The sequence below is a fragment of the Gemmatimonadaceae bacterium genome, assembly GCA_019637445.1.
Lineage (GTDB): Bacteria > Gemmatimonadota > Gemmatimonadetes > Gemmatimonadales > Gemmatimonadaceae > Pseudogemmatithrix.
On sequence record JAHBVS010000001.1, the window covers coordinates 1,824,024 to 1,841,496 of the forward strand.

Annotated in this window: 12 protein-coding genes; 3 read left to right on the forward strand and 9 right to left on the reverse strand. The window is 66.4% G+C overall.

Annotated features, from left to right (window positions below):
• Positions 1–15 precede the first annotated feature (15 nt).
• The 6 genes from KF709_08225 to KF709_08250 all read right to left on the reverse strand — a co-directional run bounded on the left by KF709_08225 (position 16) and on the right by KF709_08250 (position 7,868).
• On the reverse strand, positions 16–708 hold the full coding sequence (locus KF709_08225; protein ID MBX3174386.1) for a cytochrome c oxidase subunit 3: 693 nt from the start codon (positions 706–708) through the stop codon (positions 16–18).
• A gap of 14 nt (positions 709–722) precedes the next feature.
• Positions 723–2,639 (reverse strand): cytochrome c oxidase subunit I, encoded by a 1,917-nt coding sequence (gene ctaD, locus KF709_08230; GenBank protein MBX3174387.1) that lies wholly within the window; start codon positions 2,637–2,639, stop codon positions 723–725.
• Positions 2,640–2,656: 17 nt separating this feature from the next.
• The gene (gene coxB / locus KF709_08235; protein MBX3174388.1) at positions 2,657–3,850 is read right to left on the reverse strand and encodes a cytochrome c oxidase subunit II; all 1,194 of its coding nucleotides are present in this window, start codon (positions 3,848–3,850) and stop codon (positions 2,657–2,659) included.
• Between the two features lie 219 nt (positions 3,851–4,069).
• Complete coding sequence (locus KF709_08240; protein MBX3174389.1) at positions 4,070–4,444, reverse strand: hypothetical protein; 375 nt, start codon at positions 4,442–4,444, stop codon at positions 4,070–4,072.
• Between the two features lie 152 nt (positions 4,445–4,596).
• A complete protein-coding gene (locus KF709_08245; protein MBX3174390.1) occupies positions 4,597–6,456 on the reverse strand; it encodes an aspartate ammonia-lyase in 1,860 nt (619 codons plus the stop codon).
• A 17-nt stretch (positions 6,457–6,473) separates the two neighbouring features.
• On the reverse strand, positions 6,474–7,868 hold the full coding sequence (locus tag KF709_08250; protein MBX3174391.1) for a M20/M25/M40 family metallo-hydrolase: 1,395 nt from the start codon (positions 7,866–7,868) through the stop codon (positions 6,474–6,476).
• A 198-nt stretch (positions 7,869–8,066) separates the two neighbouring features.
• Here KF709_08250 and KF709_08255 point away from each other — a divergent pair, with 198 nt between their 5' ends.
• Both KF709_08255 and KF709_08260 read left to right on the forward strand, forming a co-directional pair.
• Positions 8,067–8,480, forward strand: coding sequence for a four helix bundle protein (locus tag KF709_08255; GenBank protein ID MBX3174392.1), 414 nt, complete (start codon positions 8,067–8,069; stop codon positions 8,478–8,480).
• Positions 8,481–8,674: 194 nt separating this feature from the next.
• Positions 8,675–9,703: a N(4)-(beta-N-acetylglucosaminyl)-L-asparaginase gene (locus KF709_08260; GenBank protein ID MBX3174393.1), complete on the forward strand. Its 1,029-nt coding sequence runs from the start codon at positions 8,675–8,677 to the stop codon at positions 9,701–9,703.
• An 86-nt stretch (positions 9,704–9,789) separates the two neighbouring features.
• Here KF709_08260 and KF709_08265 read toward each other — a convergent pair whose 3' ends face one another.
• Positions 9,790–11,130 carry a methyl-accepting chemotaxis protein gene (locus tag KF709_08265; GenBank protein MBX3174394.1) on the reverse strand — a complete coding sequence of 447 codons (1,341 nt, stop codon included), beginning with the start codon at positions 11,128–11,130 and terminating at the stop codon, positions 9,790–9,792.
• Positions 11,131–11,165: 35 nt separating this feature from the next.
• Between KF709_08265 and leuS the strand changes: the two genes are divergently transcribed.
• The gene (gene leuS, locus KF709_08270) at positions 11,166–13,649 is read left to right on the forward strand and encodes a leucine--tRNA ligase (GenBank protein MBX3174395.1); all 2,484 of its coding nucleotides are present in this window, start codon (positions 11,166–11,168) and stop codon (positions 13,647–13,649) included.
• A 215-nt stretch (positions 13,650–13,864) separates the two neighbouring features.
• Here leuS and KF709_08275 read toward each other — a convergent pair whose 3' ends face one another.
• Both KF709_08275 and KF709_08280 read right to left on the reverse strand, forming a co-directional pair.
• The gene (locus tag KF709_08275; protein ID MBX3174396.1) at positions 13,865–15,667 is read right to left on the reverse strand and encodes a hypothetical protein; all 1,803 of its coding nucleotides are present in this window, start codon (positions 15,665–15,667) and stop codon (positions 13,865–13,867) included.
• Positions 15,668–15,716: 49 nt separating this feature from the next.
• Positions 15,717–17,420, reverse strand: coding sequence for a hypothetical protein (locus tag KF709_08280; protein ID MBX3174397.1), 1,704 nt, complete (start codon positions 17,418–17,420; stop codon positions 15,717–15,719).
• Positions 17,421–17,473: the final 53 nt, after the last annotated feature.

A 17,473-nucleotide genomic window follows, 5' to 3' on the forward strand; every position in this document is an offset into this window, starting at 1 on the left:
GGCGTCTCCGTCCGGTTACTGGATGAGGTAGATGAGCGTGAAGATCGCGATCCAGACCACGTCCACGAAGTGCCAGTAGAGCGCGGCGATGTCCACGAGCAGCTCGTCCTTGGGGCCGAGCCCACGCGTCCGGTCCACCCACAGCAGCGACATCAGCCAGAGCACGCCGACCGTCACGTGCGCACCGTGGAAGCCGGTGAGCGTGAAGAAGGTGGAGCCGAAGAGGTTGGTCTTGATCGTCAGGCCTTCGCGGACGAACGAGGTGAACTCGTAGGCCTGGAAGCCGAGGAAGGTCGTGCCGAGCAGGGCCGTCATGAACAGCCAGGTCTGGGAGGAGCGCTGGATGCGCGTCCACCAGTTGGCGCCCTCGGGCAGCGGCGTGTCCTTGAGCTGCACGGCCTGCAGGGCGAGCACCATGGCGAGGGACGACATCAGCAGCACGAAGGTCGAGGCCGACGTGACCGGGATGTCGAGGATGGGCTTGAAGACCTGCCCGGCCTCGTTGATGTACTCGGTGTGCGGGAAGGGCCCGACGATGGAGCGGCCCTTGTAGATGAGGTACGTGGCGATCAGCGACGCGAAGAGCATGCACTCCGACCCGATGAACGCCCAGATGGCGATCTTCCGGTGGTCGAGGCCCGTCGTCGTGTAGTGATGGTGCGCGTGCCCTTCGTCGTGGGCGTGCGCGGCGGCGGCGTGTGCGGACACTGTGATGGTCTCCCTTACTCGAGCGGGCTGGTGAGCCAGGTATAGAGGCCCGCCACCATCGCCAGCGCGCCACCGATCGTGACGGCCATCGAGACGGCGAACATGTCATTGCGGAGGAACAGCAGGCCGCAGAACATCACGACCATCGAGAAGGCGACCACCAGCGGCTTGGCCGTGGGGAAAGGCATCGGGATGCCGAGTTCCTTGGCCGTGTGGCGCTCCTTCTCCTCATGCATGGGCACCGCGTGGGCGTCGGTGATGGTCACCGCGTCGGCGTGCGAGTGCTCGATGCCGGCCGTCTTCTCCGGGGACTTCAGGTCCCAGAGCGGATAGCGCGACTCGACCTCGGGGATCTGCGCGAAGTTGTACTCCGGCGGCGGCGAGGGAATCGACCACTCCAGCGTGGCCGCGCCCCAGGGGTCATTGCCGGCGACGGCGCCGCGGGTGCGGCTGCGCAGGAAGTTCCAGACGAACACCGACGTCGCGATCACCAGCAGGTAGGTGCCGTAGGTGGCAAGCAGGTTGAACAGGTCAAAGCCCTGGCCGGCGTCGTACGTATAGATGCGGCGCGACATGCCGAGCAGGCCGCTGAAGTGCATCGGGAAGAACGTGAGGTTCATGCCGATGAACGTCAGCCAGAAGTGCAGGTTGCCCAGCCCCTCGCCCATCATGCGTCCGGTCATCTTCGGGTAGTAATGGTAGATGCCGGCGAAGATGCCCATGATGCTTCCACCGAAGAGCACATAGTGGAAGTGCGCGACGATGAAGTAGGTGTCGGTCTGCTGCAGGTCGGCCGGCGGCGAGGAGTGCATCACGCCCGAGATGCCGCCGATGGTGAACATGCCGATCAGCGCGATGGCGAACTTCATCGGCACCGTGAAGCGGATCTGGCCGTCCCACATCGTGGCGATCCAGTTGAAGATCTTCACGCCCGTGGGGATGGCGATGAGCATCGTCATCATCGAGAAGATCGAGTCGGCCACGGGACCCATGCCCACGGCGAACATGTGGTGGGCCCACACGCCGAAGCCGAGGAAGCCGATCATGATGCCCGAGTAGACCATCACGTTGTAGCCGAACAGCGGCTTCTTCGAGAAGGTCGGCAGCACCTCCGACACGAGGCCGAAGGCGGGCAGGATGAGGATGTACACCTCGGGGTGGCCGAACACCCAGAACAGATGCTGCCAGAGCAGCGGGTCGGCGCCAGCGGCAATCGCGTAGAACGTCGTGCCGAAGAAACGATCCATCAGCAGGAAGAACAGCGCGATGGTGATCGGCGGGAACGCGAGGATGACGAGGAACTGCACGACGAACGACATCCACGTGAACATCGGCATGCGCATCAGGCTCATGCCCGGGGCGCGCATGTTGATGATCGTCGTGATGAAATTGAACGCCGCGGCCAGCGAGCTGATGCCGAGGATCTGCAGGCCGAGCACCCAGAAGTCGATGTTGGGGCCGGCCGAGAAGCGGCTCGTGCTGAGCGGGGCGTAGCCGAACCAGCCACCGTCGGGCGCGACCTGGAACAGGATGGGCAGCGTGATGAAGATGCCGCCGAAGAGGTACACCCAGTACGAGAACGCATTGAGCCGCGGGAAGGCGACGTCACGCGCGCCGATCTGCAGCGGAATCAAATAATTGAAGAACGCGGCCGAGAGCGGCATGATGGCGAGGAACACCATCGTCGTGCCGTGCATCGTGAACAGCTGGTTGTACGTCTCGGCGCTCACGAAGCCCATGTTCGGGCGCATGAGCTGCGTGCGGATGAGGACGGCCTCGAGGCCGCCGATGATGAAGAAGATGAGCGCGGTCCAGAGATAGAGCGTGCCGATCCGCTTGTGATCGACAGTGGTGATCCAGCTCCAGATCCCCGTATTCTCCGCGGTCGCGGCGGAAGCCGTCGCGGTCGTCGGTGCAGCGATGGATGCCATTGGTCAGGATCTCCGGATCACTTGAGCGACCGCAGGTACGCCACGACATCGGCGATCTGCGCATCGGTGAGGCCCGCGGTCACGGGGCCCTTGAGGTCGGGGCTGTACTCGCCCACGCCGACGACGAGCATCAGCGCGCCGGGCTTCATCTTCTTGGCGTTCTTCACCCAGCGCGCGACGTTGGCGTCGGTGTTGGGGAAGAGGCCGCCGCCGAAGGTGTGGCGGGAGGCGAAGTGCGTGAGGTTGGGACCGATCGTGGAGACGGCCATCGGGTTGCCACCGACAGCGTGACAGCCGATGCAGCCACCCATCAGGAAGGCGGTCTGGCCGCGCGTGGCGTCGCCGTTGGCGAGCAGCGCGTCGTCATACGCGATCGTCGCGTTGACCGGCGTCTTCGGGATCACGTGGTCCGGCAGGTCGGCGGCCGGGAACGTGTAGCCGTCCGCCGGGCCCGCGTAGGTGGAGTCACGGTGCGGGACGGCCGGTGACGCCTGGTGCGCCACCCAGGAGGCGAACTGCTCGGGTGACACGGTGAACATCCGGAACTTCATGTTCGCGTGGCTGGTGCCGCAGTACTCGACGCAGAAGCCGTTGTAGGCGTTCGTGCCGAGGTCGGGGTTCGGCGTGAACCAGAGGTAGTTCGTCCGGTTCGTGATGAGGTCGCGCTTGCCGCCCATCTGGGGGATCCAGAAGGAGTGCAGCACGTCCTTGCTGCGGAGCACGAAGTTCACCGGGCGGCCGACCGGCAGGTACAGCTCGTTGGCCGTGGTGACGCCGTACTCGGGATACTTGAACTCCCACCACCACTGGTTGCCGGTGACCTCGACCGTGAGCGCACCCGCCGGGGCCGGCGCCTGCGTCTGGAAGATGGTCTTCACGGTGGGGATGGCGATGAGCACGAGGATGACGGCGGGAATCGCCGTCCACGTGATCTCCAGCGCCACGTTGCCGTGCGTCTGCGGCGGCTCCGGGGAATCCGGCTTCTTGCGGAAGCGGATGATGGTGTAGAGGAGCGCCAACTCGACGACGACGAACACGATCGTGCCCCAGAACAGCAGGCGGCCCCAGAGGCCATCGATCGCGATGTTGAAGTCGGTGGTGTGGTTGAAGGTGGAGTTCGGATACTGCTCCGCTCCACACGCGGTGAGCGTCAGGGTAATCGCTGCCAACAGCAGCGCTGGCGCCGCCTGACGCAGGCGCGACATCGACATCGTGACTCGGGCTGGGGGGAGTGCCGCCGGTCCGGAAACGGACGGAAGCCGCCATATATGGGACTCGGAATAACCTACCCCGCCCCTAGGGGTCTCACAAGCGGCGGAACCCCCACCTAAGTCCTTGTGCCGGTCAAGGTTCGGACCCCTTGGCCGATACTGCGCCGCGGGGTCGCAGCCGCAGGAACGCCCGGGGGCGACGCGGCGCGGGCTGCGGTGCTAGTCCGGCGCGATCTCGATGGGCACCGCGTGCTGCTCCTTCACCTTGGCCTGCATGATCTCCAAGGCGGTGCGGATCTGGCCCACGTACTCACGAAGGGCCCGCACCTTGGTTTGCTCGCCACCGCCCCGGCCGGACGCGAGGATCATCGCGCTCACCTGGTCGGCGATGAGGCCGAACTGGCCCTTGAGCTGCCCCTGCAGCGGGGTGGCAATCCGCTTGATCTGTCCCGGGATGATGCCGACGCCCCGCTGGTTCTTGACGTCGATGGCCATCCGCTCCACGTGGCCGTGGATGGTCTGGATGGTGGCCAGGGCCTCCTCGATGGTCTTCATCTTCTGGGCGCCTGCGCCGTCGAGCTTGACTCCGGCCATGTTTAGGATGAAGGGTGAAGGTGGGAGGTTGAAGGCATCTGGATGCGAGGTGCAAGGCTCCGTACACCGGACGAGGCGCCTTTCCCGCCTCTTGCCAACCTAAGGGCTTTTGCCGCGAGCCGCAGCGACGGGTAGCGGTCTGGGCGCGCCCGCTACCTGCCGGTCATGGCGCTGGGGTCCAGCACCGCATCCAGCTGCTTTCGCGTCATCAGCTTCTTCTCCAGCGCCAGCTCGGCCACGCCGCGGCCAGTTTCCAGGGCCTCCTTGGCCAACGCCGTGCACTTCTCATAGCCAAGCGTTGGCAGCAGCGCCGTGACAAGCCCGATGGAGCGCTCCACGAAGTCGCGCATCACCTGCGGGTTGGCCTCGATGCCGTCCACGCACTTCTCGCGCAGCACGCGGCAGGCGTTGGTCATCGCCGAGATGTTGCGCAGGAGCCGGAATGCGATGATCGGCTCGAAGACGTTGAGCTGCAGCTGCCCCGCCTCGGCGGCCAGCGTCACGGTGACGTCGCCGCCGATGACGTCGAAGCAGACCTGGTTCACCGCCTCGGGGATCACCGGGTTCACCTTGCCGGGCATGATGCTCGAGCCCGGCTGCATCGCTGGGAGGCGGATCTCTGCGAGGCCGGCGCGCGGGCCGCTGGAGAGCAGGCGCAGGTCGTTGCAGACCTTGCTAAGCTTGACGGCGCAGCGCTTGAGCACGCCGCTGAGCTGGACGAAGGCGCCGGTGTCGCTGGTGGCCTCAACCAGATCCGGTGCCGTGACCAGTTGGAGCCCCGTCACCTGTGAGAGGTGCGCACGCACCTTCTCGGCGTAACCCTCGGGCGCAGTGATGCGCGTGCCGATGGCGGTGGCGCCCATGTTGATTTCACGAATCAGCGCCTTGGCTTCCTCGAGCCGGTCCACGTCCTCCGCGATGGTATTCGCAAAGGCGGTGAACTCCTGGCCGAGGGTCATTGGCACGGCGTCCTGCAACTGCGTGCGGCCCATCTTGATGTGCGGGGCGAACTCCTGGCCCTTGGCGCGGAAGGCGGCGACCAGCGCGCGCATCGCGCCCTGCAGATCGCCGATGGCGTAATGCAGCGCCAGACGCACCGCCGTCGGATACACGTCGTTGGTGCTCTGTGCCAGGTTCACGTGCTCGTTGGGATGCACGCGCGCGTAGTTGCCGCGCGGCTCGCCGAGCAGCTCGAGCGCGCGGTTCGCGATGACCTCGTTGGCGTTCATGTTGGTCGAGGTCCCCGCGCCGCCCTGGATCATGTCGACGCGGAAGTGCTCGTGGTGCGCGCCGGCCTCGATCTCATTGCAGGCGCGCACGATCGCATCACCCACCTCGGCATCGAGCGTGCCGAGGTCGACATTGGCGCGCGCGGCGGCCTCCTTCACCTGGGCGATGGCGATGATCAGCTCGGGGAAGAAGCGCAGCGTGACGCCGGTGATCGGGAAGTTCTCGATGGCGCGCAATGTCTGCACGCCGTAGAGCGCGCCCTCGGGCACCTCGCGCTCGCCGAGCAGGTCCTTTTCCTTGCGGGTGTGCGAGCTGGCGTCGATGACGCGGTCGCGGCCGGAGAGCGAGAGGTCGGCCTGCTTGAGCCGCGCGGCGATGACGCGGGCCGCGCGCGAGACCAGGGCGGCATAGAGGCGCGGCTGGTCCTTGAGCATCGGGCCCAGCACGTCCTTGGAGAATCGCAGGGCCTTCAGCGTGTGGATGACACGGCCCTCGGTGTGGTGCACATCCTCCTGCAGCAGCAGACTCTCGCCGACGATGTCGCCGTGGCTCAGGGTGGCGAATCGCGTGGGCACGGCCCCGAAAGGCGCCTCGATCGCGAGTTGCCCGTCGAGGATGACCCAGATGGCCTGACGCTCCTCGCCGGCACGGAAGAGCCGGTCCTCCGGCTGGTACTCCACCTCCTCGGCGGCGCGGCCAAGGTGCCAGAGAAGTTGGTCAGGGAGGTCCGCGAAGAACGGGATCTCGGCGAGGACGTTGTTGCTGCTCGAATTGAAGGGCATGATCTGCGGAAGTTAGCTCAGGCTCCCGGCGCGGCCGTGAGGCGCCGCACGAGGCGATACATGAACTCGAGGCCCTGGTAGAACGATTCCGTCTCGATCTTCTCGTTCATGCCGTGGGCGTTGGGATTGGAATAGAAGAGGCCGGAGATGCCGTACACGGGAATGCCGGCGCTGCGGAAGTACATCCCGTCGGTGGCGCCGGTGCTCATCGTGGGCACGACCGGGATGCCCGGGAAGATCTCCTGCGTGGTGGCTTCGAAGGCGCGCAGCAGGTCCGGCGAGAGCGGCGACGAGGGCGAATCGCGGTCGGCGCGGTTGGTGGTGATGTGGACGCTGGTGTCATTGACGGCGGCGACGAGCCGGGCACGCACGTCCTCGACCTTCTCGTCCGGCAGGATGCGGCAGTTCACGTTCGCCGTGGCGCGCTGCGGGAGTGCGTTCGAGGCGTGGCCGCCCTCGAGCAACGTGGCCACGCAGGTGGTACGCATGCGCGAGTTGTTGGAGAAGTCGCGGGCGATGATGGCGGCGGCCGCGGCATCGGCGTTGTTGGCGACGATGCGCCGCATGGCGGCGCCGGTCTCGCCGCCGAGGATGTCGGCCTGGCGCGAGAAGTACATCCGCGTGGTCTCGTTGAGCTTCACGGGCTGCTGCAGCTGGCCGATCTTGGTCAGCGCGGCGGAGAGCGCATAGATGGCGTTGTCGGGCCGCGGCACGGAGCTGTGGCCGCCCGGGTTGGTGGCCTCGACCTTGAAGTTCGCCACGTACTTCTCGGCGGACTGGACGTCATTGGAGACGCGCTTGTCGTCGACCATGCGTCCGCCGCCGCCCTCGTTGAGGACGTATGCGGCATCCACGAGCTCACGATGGTTCTGCAGCAGCCAGCGTACACCGTTCTCCGGCCCGCCCTCCTCGTCCGCCGTCAGCGCGACGATGATGTCGCGGTCGGGGACGAAGCCCTCGGCCTTCATCCGCAGAAGGATGGTGAGGTGGATGGCGCCCTCGTCCTTGTCGTCGGCGACGCCGCGGCCGTAGAAGTTGCCGTCGCGTTCGATGAACTCGAAGGGCGGGAGGGTCCAGTCCTCGGGGTTGGCCTCGACGACGTCGATGTGGCTGAGGAGCAGGATGGGACGCTGCGCACGATTCCGGCCCCTGTAGCGGACGACGAGGTTGCCTTTGCGGGGGGCGTTCTCGAGGACGTGGATGTCGGATGCGGGGAAGCCGGCGGCTCGCATGTGCTTCGCCATGGCTTCGGCGGCTTCCACGGTGTTGCCGTTCGAATGCGTGGTGTTGATCTCGATCAGTTCCTTCAGCAATGACCGCGCTTGTTCCTCCCATCGCGTCAGCTGGCGTTGGGCGATGAGGGATGCGGGGAACAGTGCTAGGGCGGATGCGAGGGCGAGGATGCGGAGCATTGTCTCGGTTTGGTTTGGGTCTCGATGAAGATGCGGGAGGCGGGATGCGAACGGCAATGCGGGGTCGAACTACGCAGAGGGCAGCGGGAACGGGATGCGGGATGATGCGGGGCTCGGGACCTGATGCGGGGGAGGATTCGGGGGTGGATGCGGGGTGGGGATGCTGGGTGGATGCGGGAATCGGGATACGGTGTGGGCATGGATACTCGGTTTCCGGTGCCTGCCCTCAGTGGCGATGGGATGGATCCAGTCGAACGACTCTCTGCCTACCGGCTTGCCTTGGAGGCGATGCGGAAGGGGCGGGAGGATGTCGCTCGGATGCGGGGGGATCCGGCGTTGGCCGAGGTTGCGGGGCAGTTGCTGCGGGCGACCGCTTCCGTTGCGGCCAACATTGCCGAGGGGTATTCGCGCGGGTCGCCGAGTGATCGGCGGAAGTTCCTCGAGTACGCTCTGGGCTCCACGCGCGAGTCAATCGTGTGGTACGAGGCCTCCGAACTCGCGGAGAAGCCCGAACGCCTCGATCGGCTGGTCTCAATCCGCAGGCTGTTGCTGACAATGATCCGCAGCGCCCGAACAGACAGTGCGCGCGACCGACAGAAGTGGAGGCGATAGCCCCGCATCCCGCATTCGAGACCGAAGCGACGCATGGATCCGGAAACGGATGCGGAGCTCCCGCATCAAGCCCCTCACCCCGCATCATCCCGCATTCCGTTCCCGCTTCCCTTTGCGCACTTGGCCCGCATCGTAGTTCGCATTCCGCATCTCCACGGATTGGGGTACCATTGCAGCACCCCATCCCCAAGCAAGTGACCACCAGACGCGACTTCCTAGCCTCGACGACGGCTGCCCTCGCAGCCTCCGCGATTCCCGCCTCCGAGGCCGCCGCATCCCAAGCTTCCGCATCCGCAGTCCGCGCGAGGCCGACGATTATCGCGAGCGCGAACGGCATCCGCGGCGTCCGCGTGGCCTATGACAAGATCGTCGCGGGTGAAGACACCCTGGACGCCATCATCGCCGGCGTGAACATCCAAGAGTTGGACCCCCACGATCAGTCAGTCGGCCTCGGCGGCTTCCCGAATCGCGACGGCGTAGTGCAACTCGATGCCAGCTGCATGCACGGCCCCACCAAGCGCGCAGGTGCCGTCGGCTGCCTGGAGGACATCGCCACTCCGAGCCTGGTCGCGAAGGCGATCATGGACTACACCGACCACATCATGCTGGTTGGTGACGATGCCAAGAAGTTTGCGCTGGAGCTTGGGTTCAAGCCGCAGAACCTGCTGACGGAGCAGACTCGGCAGGACTGGCTGCGCTGGCGCGCACAGTTGAATCCGAACGACGCCCATCTGGACTACGAAGGCAACGTCGCCATCAAGTTCTCGACCGGCACGATCAACATGAATGCCGTGAACGCGAGCGGTGACATTTCCTCGGTGACCACCACCAGCGGGATGGCCTGGAAGGTGCCGGGCCGTGTGGGCGACTCGCCGATCATTGGTGCGGGCCAGTACTGCGACAACACCGTCGGCGCCGCGGGCTCGACCGGACGCGGTGAGGCGAACATCAAGGTCTGTGGCGGCTTCCTCACCGTCGAGTTCATGCGGCAGGGGCTGTCGCCGCAGGCGGCCTGCCTCAAGACGCTGGAGCGGATCGTTGCGATGACCGAGCGCCGGCTCCTCGATGAACGCGGGCGGCCGACCTTCGATATCCAGTTCTACGCCATCAGCAAGGACGGCCGTTACGGTTCGGCGACGATGTACGAAGGCGCCGAGTTTGCGGTGGCGGACTCGAATGGGGCGCGCGTGGAGAAGTGCGCGTTCCTCTACCGGCGCGGCTAGCGGCGACGGGCGTCGCGATCGGCAGCGCGGCGCGTTCTAGGCCGCTGCGGCGTCCTCGGCGGCCTTGCGTCTCTCCCCAACCGCGGTCAACGTGCGCCGTCCGCGCGGCGAGTGCTCGTCCTGAAGCCCGCCGCCGCGCCGCCGACCTTCTCCGCCGACTGCAGTAGCGAGCTCGCCGCGGCCGCAATCTCTTCGGTGCTGGCGCTCTGCTCCTCGCTAGCTGCCGCCACATCCTGCATCGAGTCGGCGAACGAGCGCGTGCCGCGCGACAGCGACTCCAGCTTCTCGGTGATCTCGCGCGCCAGCTGCTGACCGGAGCTCGCGGTGGCCGACATCGACGAGATCCAACCGTCCCCGGCGGCGACGGCGAGCTCCACGGAGCTGAAGGCCTCGCGGCCGCGCGATGTCGTGGCGCGTACCGTCTCCACCGTTGCGCGTGAGCGCACCGCCGAGGCGTGGGCGGCCTCGACCTGCGCAATCAAGTCCTTCATCAGGACGTCCGTCTTTGACGCCGCCTCCTGCGTGGCCTGCGCGAGACGTCGCACCTCGTTGGCCACCACGGTGAATCCCTCGCCGTGCTCGCCGGCGCGCGAGGCCTCCATCGACGCGTTCATCGCCAGCAGCTTGGACTGCTTGGCGATGCGCTGCACCAGCGCGACGAAGGCGAGGATCTCCTCCGATGCGCCTGCCAATGCCTCGGTAGCGGCCGCGCCGGCGCGCACATCGCTGGCGAGTTCGTCCAGGCGGCGCGCACCTTCGTCGAGATGCCCTGCGTTCCCGGCCGCCAGCTCGGAGAGTTCGCGGTTGCGGCGCAGGCCGTCGTTGGCGCCATCGCTGACGCCGGCGGCCAGCTGCGCGAGGCGGGTCGCATCGCCACTCAGGCCGCGGATGGTCTCGGCCATCGTCGCGGACTCGAGGCTGAGCGCGCTCGCCGTCTCGGCCACTCCCGACGCCGCTTGCGCCAGGTGCTCCGTGCTCGCGGTGATCTCCGAGGCCCGCTGCTGCGTGGCGCCGGCATTCTCGCGGATCAGCGAGGCGAGGCGCCGCAGCGTGCTCGTCATCTCGACCATCGCACGGCCCAGGCGGCCGAGTTGACCGCCCTCGTCGGCGGCGTCGGGGCGCTGGGTGAGGTCGCCGCCGGCGATGGATTCCGCGACGTCCGCGAGCCCGCGGATCTGCTCGCCCACGGCGGGGGAGATGAGGAAGCGGAAGATGACCGCCGCCGCGGTGAGCGAGAAGGCCAGCACCAGCCCGACGAGCCAGGGGAGCCGTCCCTCGGCGGCCAGCTCGGTGATGATGGGCGCCCCGACCAGCATGGCGATGGCCACGCCCACCGCCCCCACGATGGCCGACCAGTCGGCGGCCTGGTCGATGATGTGGCGGCGGACGCGCCCGCGGGGGGCGTCAGGTTTGGTCGGAGCTTCCACGGCGGCTAAATTTCCCAGATTCCCTTCCATAGACGATGACAGCACCCGCACCAGAGCCAATCGGCTACGACCCCACGGCGATCGAGGCGCGATGGCGGCAGCAGTGGGCCGATCGCGGCACGCATCGCAGCGACATCGCGAACGGCGAACGTCCGTTCTACGCGTTGATGATGTTTCCCTACCCGTCGGCCGAAGGCCTGCACGTGGGGAATCTGTTCGCGTTCACCGGTTGTGATATCTATGCGCGCTTCCAGCGCCTGCAAGGTCACACGGTGTTCGAGCCGCTGGGCTACGACGCGTTCGGCATCCACTCGGAGAACTTCGCCCTGAAGGTCGGCGTGCATCCGATGGAGTTGATCCCGCGGAACATCGCGAACTTCCGTCGGCAGTTGGACCGCGCGGGCCTGATGGTGGACTGGTCGCGCTCGGTGGATACAACCGATCCAGCGTACTACAAGTGGACACAGTGGGTCTTCCTGCAGCTGTACAAGCAGGGGCTTGCGTACAAGAAGGCCGCGGCGGTGAACTGGTGCCCGTCCTGCAAGACGGTGCTGGCCAACGAGCAGGTGATCAATGGCGAATGCGAGCGCTGTGGCACGCAGGTGGAGCAGCGCTTTCTGGAGCAGTGGTTCTTCCGGATCTCGGACTATTCCAAGCGGCTGCTCGACAATCTCGAGACGCTGGACTGGTCGGCCACCACGAAGCAGGCCCAGCGCAATTGGATTGGCCGCTCCGAAGGTGCGGCGCTGCGCTTCCGCGTGATCGACCCGCTGACCGACGCGGGCAGCTCGGCGGTGTCCGTCACCACCGAGATGTCGGTGGGGACGGCGGAGATCGAGGTCTTCACCACGCGTCCGGACACGATCTTCGGTGCGACGTACCTGGTGTTGGCGCCGGAGCATCCCTTGGTCGATCAGCTCACCACGCCGCAGCAGGAGGGCGTGGTGCGCGAGTATCGTGCGGCCGCGGCCAAGCAGGATTTGGTGAGCCGCAAGACTACGAAGGAGAAGACGGGCGAGTTCACGGGCTCGTACGCGGTGAATCCAGCCACGCAGGAGCTGATCCCGATCTGGATCGCCGACTACGTGCTGATGGAGTACGGCACGGGTGCGATCATGGCGGTGCCAGGGCACGACGAGCGCGACTTTGAGTTTGCCACGAAGTTCGAGCTGCCGATTGTCCGCGTGGTGGCGGGTCCGGGTCAGGACGCGCACACGCCGTTCGATGGCGCGGCGTACGTGGACGACGGCGTGCTGGTGAACTCCAAGCAGTTCGACGGACTCGGGGTGGACGCGGGCAAGACGCAGGTCACGTCTTGGCTGGCAGCGATGCACGCAGGCAAGTCGGTGACGAACTACCGCCTGCACGACTGGTGCATCTCGCGGCAGCGCTATTGGGGCCCGCCAATCCCAATCATCTACTGCGACAGCTGCGGCACTGTGCCGGTCCCCGAGGACCAGTTGCCGGTGGTGCTGCCGAACATCCCGGACTTCAAGCCGGACGATTCGGGCATCTCCCCGCTGGCGCGGCACGAAGAGTGGTTCCACGTGCCCTGCCCGCAGTGCGGCAAGCAGGCGCGGCGCGAGACGGACGTGAGCGACACCTTCCTCGACAGCGCCTGGTACTTCCTGCGCTACCCGAGCGTGGGCCACGACGACGTGCCCTTCGACTCGACGATCACGAAGAAGTGGTTGCCGGTCACGACGTACATCGGCGGCAACGAGCACGCGGTGCTGCACCTGCTGTACTCGCGCTTCATCACGATGGTGCTGCACGATGCCAAGCTCCTGGACTTCGAGGAGCCGTTCACGAAGTTCCGGGCGCACGGACTGATCATCCGCGAGGGCGCGAAGATGTCGAAGTCGCGCGGCAACGTGGTGAACCCGGACGAGTACATCGACCAATGGGGCGCGGATTCCTTCCGCACCTACCTGATGTTCCTCGGTCCCTTCGAGGAGGGCGGCGACTTCCGCGACTCGGGCATCAGCGGTGTAAAGCGTTTCCTGGACCGCCTCTGGGCGTCCGTGCGCGACCGCGACGACGCGGCTCCGGCCGACCCCGAGGTGCTGCGCAAGCTGCACGCGACGATCAAGAAGGTCGGTGAGGACATCCCATCGCTCAGCTACAACACGGCGATCGCGGCGATGATGGAGTACATCAACGTCGTGCGCCGCGGAGAGCGGGTGCCAGCGCGAGCGGAGGTGGAGCCGCTGGTGCAGATGGTCTCGCCCTTTGCGCCGCATATCGCCGAGGAGCTGTGGGAGATGCTCGGGCATTCGAGCAGCGTGTTTGAAGCGCGTTGGCCGTCCTTCGACCCTTCAATGCTCGAGTCCGACACGATTGAGCTGGTGGTGCAGGTGTCGGGCAAGACGCGCGGCAAGGTCGTGGTGCCGAAGTCGGTGACCCAGGATCAAGCGCTGGCGGTGGCGAAGGCCGATGCGCAGATCGGGAAGTTCATCACTGGGGAGCCGAAGAAGGTCATCCTTGTGCCGGGGCGGCTCTTGAACGTCGTGGTTTGAGTAGGAACTGCAACGGCTTGCCACAGAGGCACAGAGACACAGAGGGTTTCGTGGCGTAGCGGATATCTCTCTGTGTCTTCTTGAACGACACTTCTAAGGGGGCTCGGCGGACAGATCTGTCCGCCGAGCCCCCTTAGAAGTTGCTGTTGGAATAGGCACAGAGGCCTACTCGCGCTCCGACACCTCTGTGTCTCTGTGCCTCTGTGGCAAAGCAGTTACCGCGATCTCAAAGTCGACACCCCACCCTTAACGGCGTCAGCAGTGACGGTAAACGGCCCACGTCCCTCCACGATCCACTTCACGCGCACGATGCCTTGGCCCGCGATGTTCGGCACGCGCATCGTCGCCGGATCGCGCTTCTGCTCCGTGGACTCGCCGGTGAGCGGATTGTCGATCGTGAAGCCCGCAATCACACGACCACCGGCAAGCGTGATGTGGTTCGGACGGGTGATGCGGTTCTCGAGATCCTGCTGCGTGTGCGTCGGCGCGATGCGACGGTTCACGATTACCGCCGTCACCTCCGTGAGGTTGCCGCCCAGTGAACGCGTCGTCACCGAGTCCACCTCCACCAGCGGCATCTGTGAGACCTGGTAGAGCGTGAACATCATGTTGCGATGGCCGTCGCTCTGCAGCATGAAGCCTGGCTCCACGCGGCCGAAGTTCTTCTTCATCCCGCCCACTTCGACCTTGCCGAACTGCGGGTGGTCGACTTCCTGCCATTCCACCATCGCCTCGCCCATCAACAGCAGTTGGTTGAAGCGCGACTCGGTGGTCTGGTACTGGCGGTTGCGCGGGTCGCCGAAGAAGCCGCCGCCACCACGCTCCGGCTGCTTGTAGAAGTACAGGAACGGCGTCCACAGCTCGTTGCTGAACGTCAGGATGCCGCGCGCGCCGTAGAACCAGTCGAGCTCGCCGCCCCAGACGGTGTACAGGTCCTTCCACACGATCATGTAGCGGTAGCCCGGCAGCACTTCCTCGCCGATGGCACCGATCTGGTCGAACACGCGCACGTCGGCCGGTCGGTACTCGTCCTGCGGCACGCCGGGGCCACGCAGCAGCATGCCGCCGCTGTTGTGGTAGCTCTGGGCGCCGGCGATGTTCTGGTGCGCGATCACGAAGTTCATGATGTTGCGCGTCTCGATCAGCGACCCCGGATAGCGGTCCGCGCCGCCCTGCACGTACTGCGGCGCCCAGCGCCAGGGCCAGTTGCGGTTCGGGTCGTAGCGGCCGGGGCCGTCCTCGTTCACGCTGCCGTCGCCGTCGGCGTCGTAGCCTTCCTGGCCCAGCAGGTCATACTCGCCCTGCTCGCCGGGCAGCACGGGGATCATCAAGCGCGGATCCTCCGGCGAGACGCGGAAGCGGCCGTTCGGATTGCGGCGCCGCATCTGCGTGATGTGGCCGTCGCCGTTCAGGTCGCCGATGCCGTCTTCGTCGATCTTGCCGTCACCGTCATCGTCGCGCGGCGCGAGTCCGGAACGCGGCGAGCTCGCGTTGTTGGGCTCGTGGATGTAGTGGTCGCGCCCGTCCGGGTTGATGCTGGGCACGATGTAGAACGTGTAGTTGCGCAGCAGCGAGTCCACGGCTGGCACGCGGTCGGCCATCTCCGCGAGGTACCACGCCGTATACAGCGAGAACTCGGCGCCCTGGATCTCGTTCGCGTGGATGTTGCCGTCGATCCACATCGCCGGCTTGCGGTCGGCGTTGCCCACGCGATGGTCGGTCACCGTGAGCACGAACATGTCGCGGCCCTGCGTGCTGCGGCCGATGCTGCCGAGCTTCACACGGTCGGGGTGCGCGGAGGCGAGCCGGCGCGCGATCTCCAGCAGGCCGGCGTGATCATAGAATCGGTCCCAGGAGACGGCGACCTTGGGGTTTGGCGGAGAGCCGAGTGCGGCGAGCGCGCCGGCCACTGGTACCTGCGTGGCGTTCGCCGCCGGAGGCGCGGTACGGATCTGCTGCGCGGCCAGCGCCGCAGGGAGGAGCAGGGCTGCCGTAGCAGCCAGAAAACGCGTGTACATGGAAGCTCGGGACACGCGCGGCAATACACGATGTGTGGTCATCGGTTGCTTACCTCGCGCGAAGGGTGATGGTCTGCGTGCTCAGCCCGGCGTGCGGCGAGCCCACGGTGAGTTGCAGCGTCGAGCCGGCCGCGCCGACGACGACCCATTCGAGCGTCTGCGAGGCGCCGCTGCCGCGGAGGGCATTGATGTACTCGATGCGTCGTCCGCTCTGGATGCTCTGCTGGTTGCCCAGCGTGAGCTCCGCACGAATGCGCAGCGGCAGCCGCGAGCGGACGCCGATCGCGGCGTTGCTGGGGAGGAAGCCGTCGTTCTGCACGTCCGCCGTGATGCGATACACGCGCGGTCCGAGCTCGGTGACCTTGATGCGCTGCGCCGTGACGCTGGGCAGCATGCCTGCGAGCTGCACCACGAACGCCGTGTGCTTGGAAGCGAGCGAATCCAGCTCGTTGCCCGGCGGATTGAGCGTGGCGAAGGGCGCGAAGCCGCCGACCTCGACGGACTCGCCGTCAATCGTGTAGCCGGAGACCGGCGTCCATTCGACGAAGCCAGCCGGACGATTGGCCTTCATCCAGCGGTATTCGTTGCGCTCGGCGGCGATGGGATCCGGCGACGGTGCTTTGCGCGCCGCCGCGGTGTCGGCCGGCGCCTTGCCTGGCCACCAGACCCGCGATCCAAAGGCAAACCGACCCATATGGAAGTACGACCACGAGAGCGGATCACCCTGCTCGGCAGCGCTCGCCGGACCATCGGACCAACCCGTCGTCGCCTTGAAGCGCTTCGACACCTCAGCGAACCAGCCGTTGTCATCAGGAAGCGGGGAGCTGAAGGGGCCGCCCGCCGAGGTGCCCTGCGGCGCGCCGGCAATGCCAGCCACGCGGCGGCCTTCCCATGGCTTCAGCAGGTTGTCCTGCATGCCGAGCACGTAGACGGCCGCGATATGGTCGTGCGTGGAGACGAACTCTGCCACGGCGCGCGACTCGTCCGCGCTGAAGGGGTGCAGGCCCGCGTGCTCCGAGAAGAAGCGGTAGTCGTTGGCGAAGTTGCGCGAGATGTCCGTGCCGCCGGGGCCATCCTCGTTGTAGTCGTCGTCGCCGTCGTTGTCGCGGCCTTCGACCAGCAGGCGATAGATGCCGCGCTCACCCTTGGTGGCGTCGGCGCGGCGCATCAGTGCGGGATCGACCGCGTCCGGAATCCACACGCCATTCGGGGCCTTCACGCGCATCATCGTGATGAGGCCGTCACCGTTCAGGTCGTCCGGCGCGTCCTCGTCGATCGCGTGGTCGCGGTCCTCGTCACTGGCGGTGTCGTTGCCCGTACGCTCGGTGCGCAGCGTCGTGAAGAACGCCTCGGTGGCGTCGGGATTGATGCGCGGCATGACGTAGACGGTGTTGCGCGACAGCATCTCCGTGATGGCGGCATCGTTGCCGTGACGGCGCGCCAGGTCGCGCACGATGCGCAGGGCGACCTCGCTTGAACTGATCTGCGGCCCGTAGGCGCCGGCGAGAATGAGCAGCGCGGGGCGCTCCTCATTGCCGCCGAGTCGCACGACCTGCACGGGACGCCGTCCCGGCGAGGTGGCGATCGTCGTGACGCGCACGAGCGAGGACTTGGCGCGCGCGATAGAGTCAAGCGCTGCGGTAAGTCGTGCTGATGTGTGGTAGCCGTCCGTGGGGCGCGCCTGGGCGCCAGCCGGTAGCGAGAGTGCGGCGAGCAGCAGCGCCGCCCTGCCGATGGAGCGAATGCGTGGCATCGTCTCTGGGAAAAGGGGACAATTCTAAGGTACGTGTTTGCTTTGGTGCACGT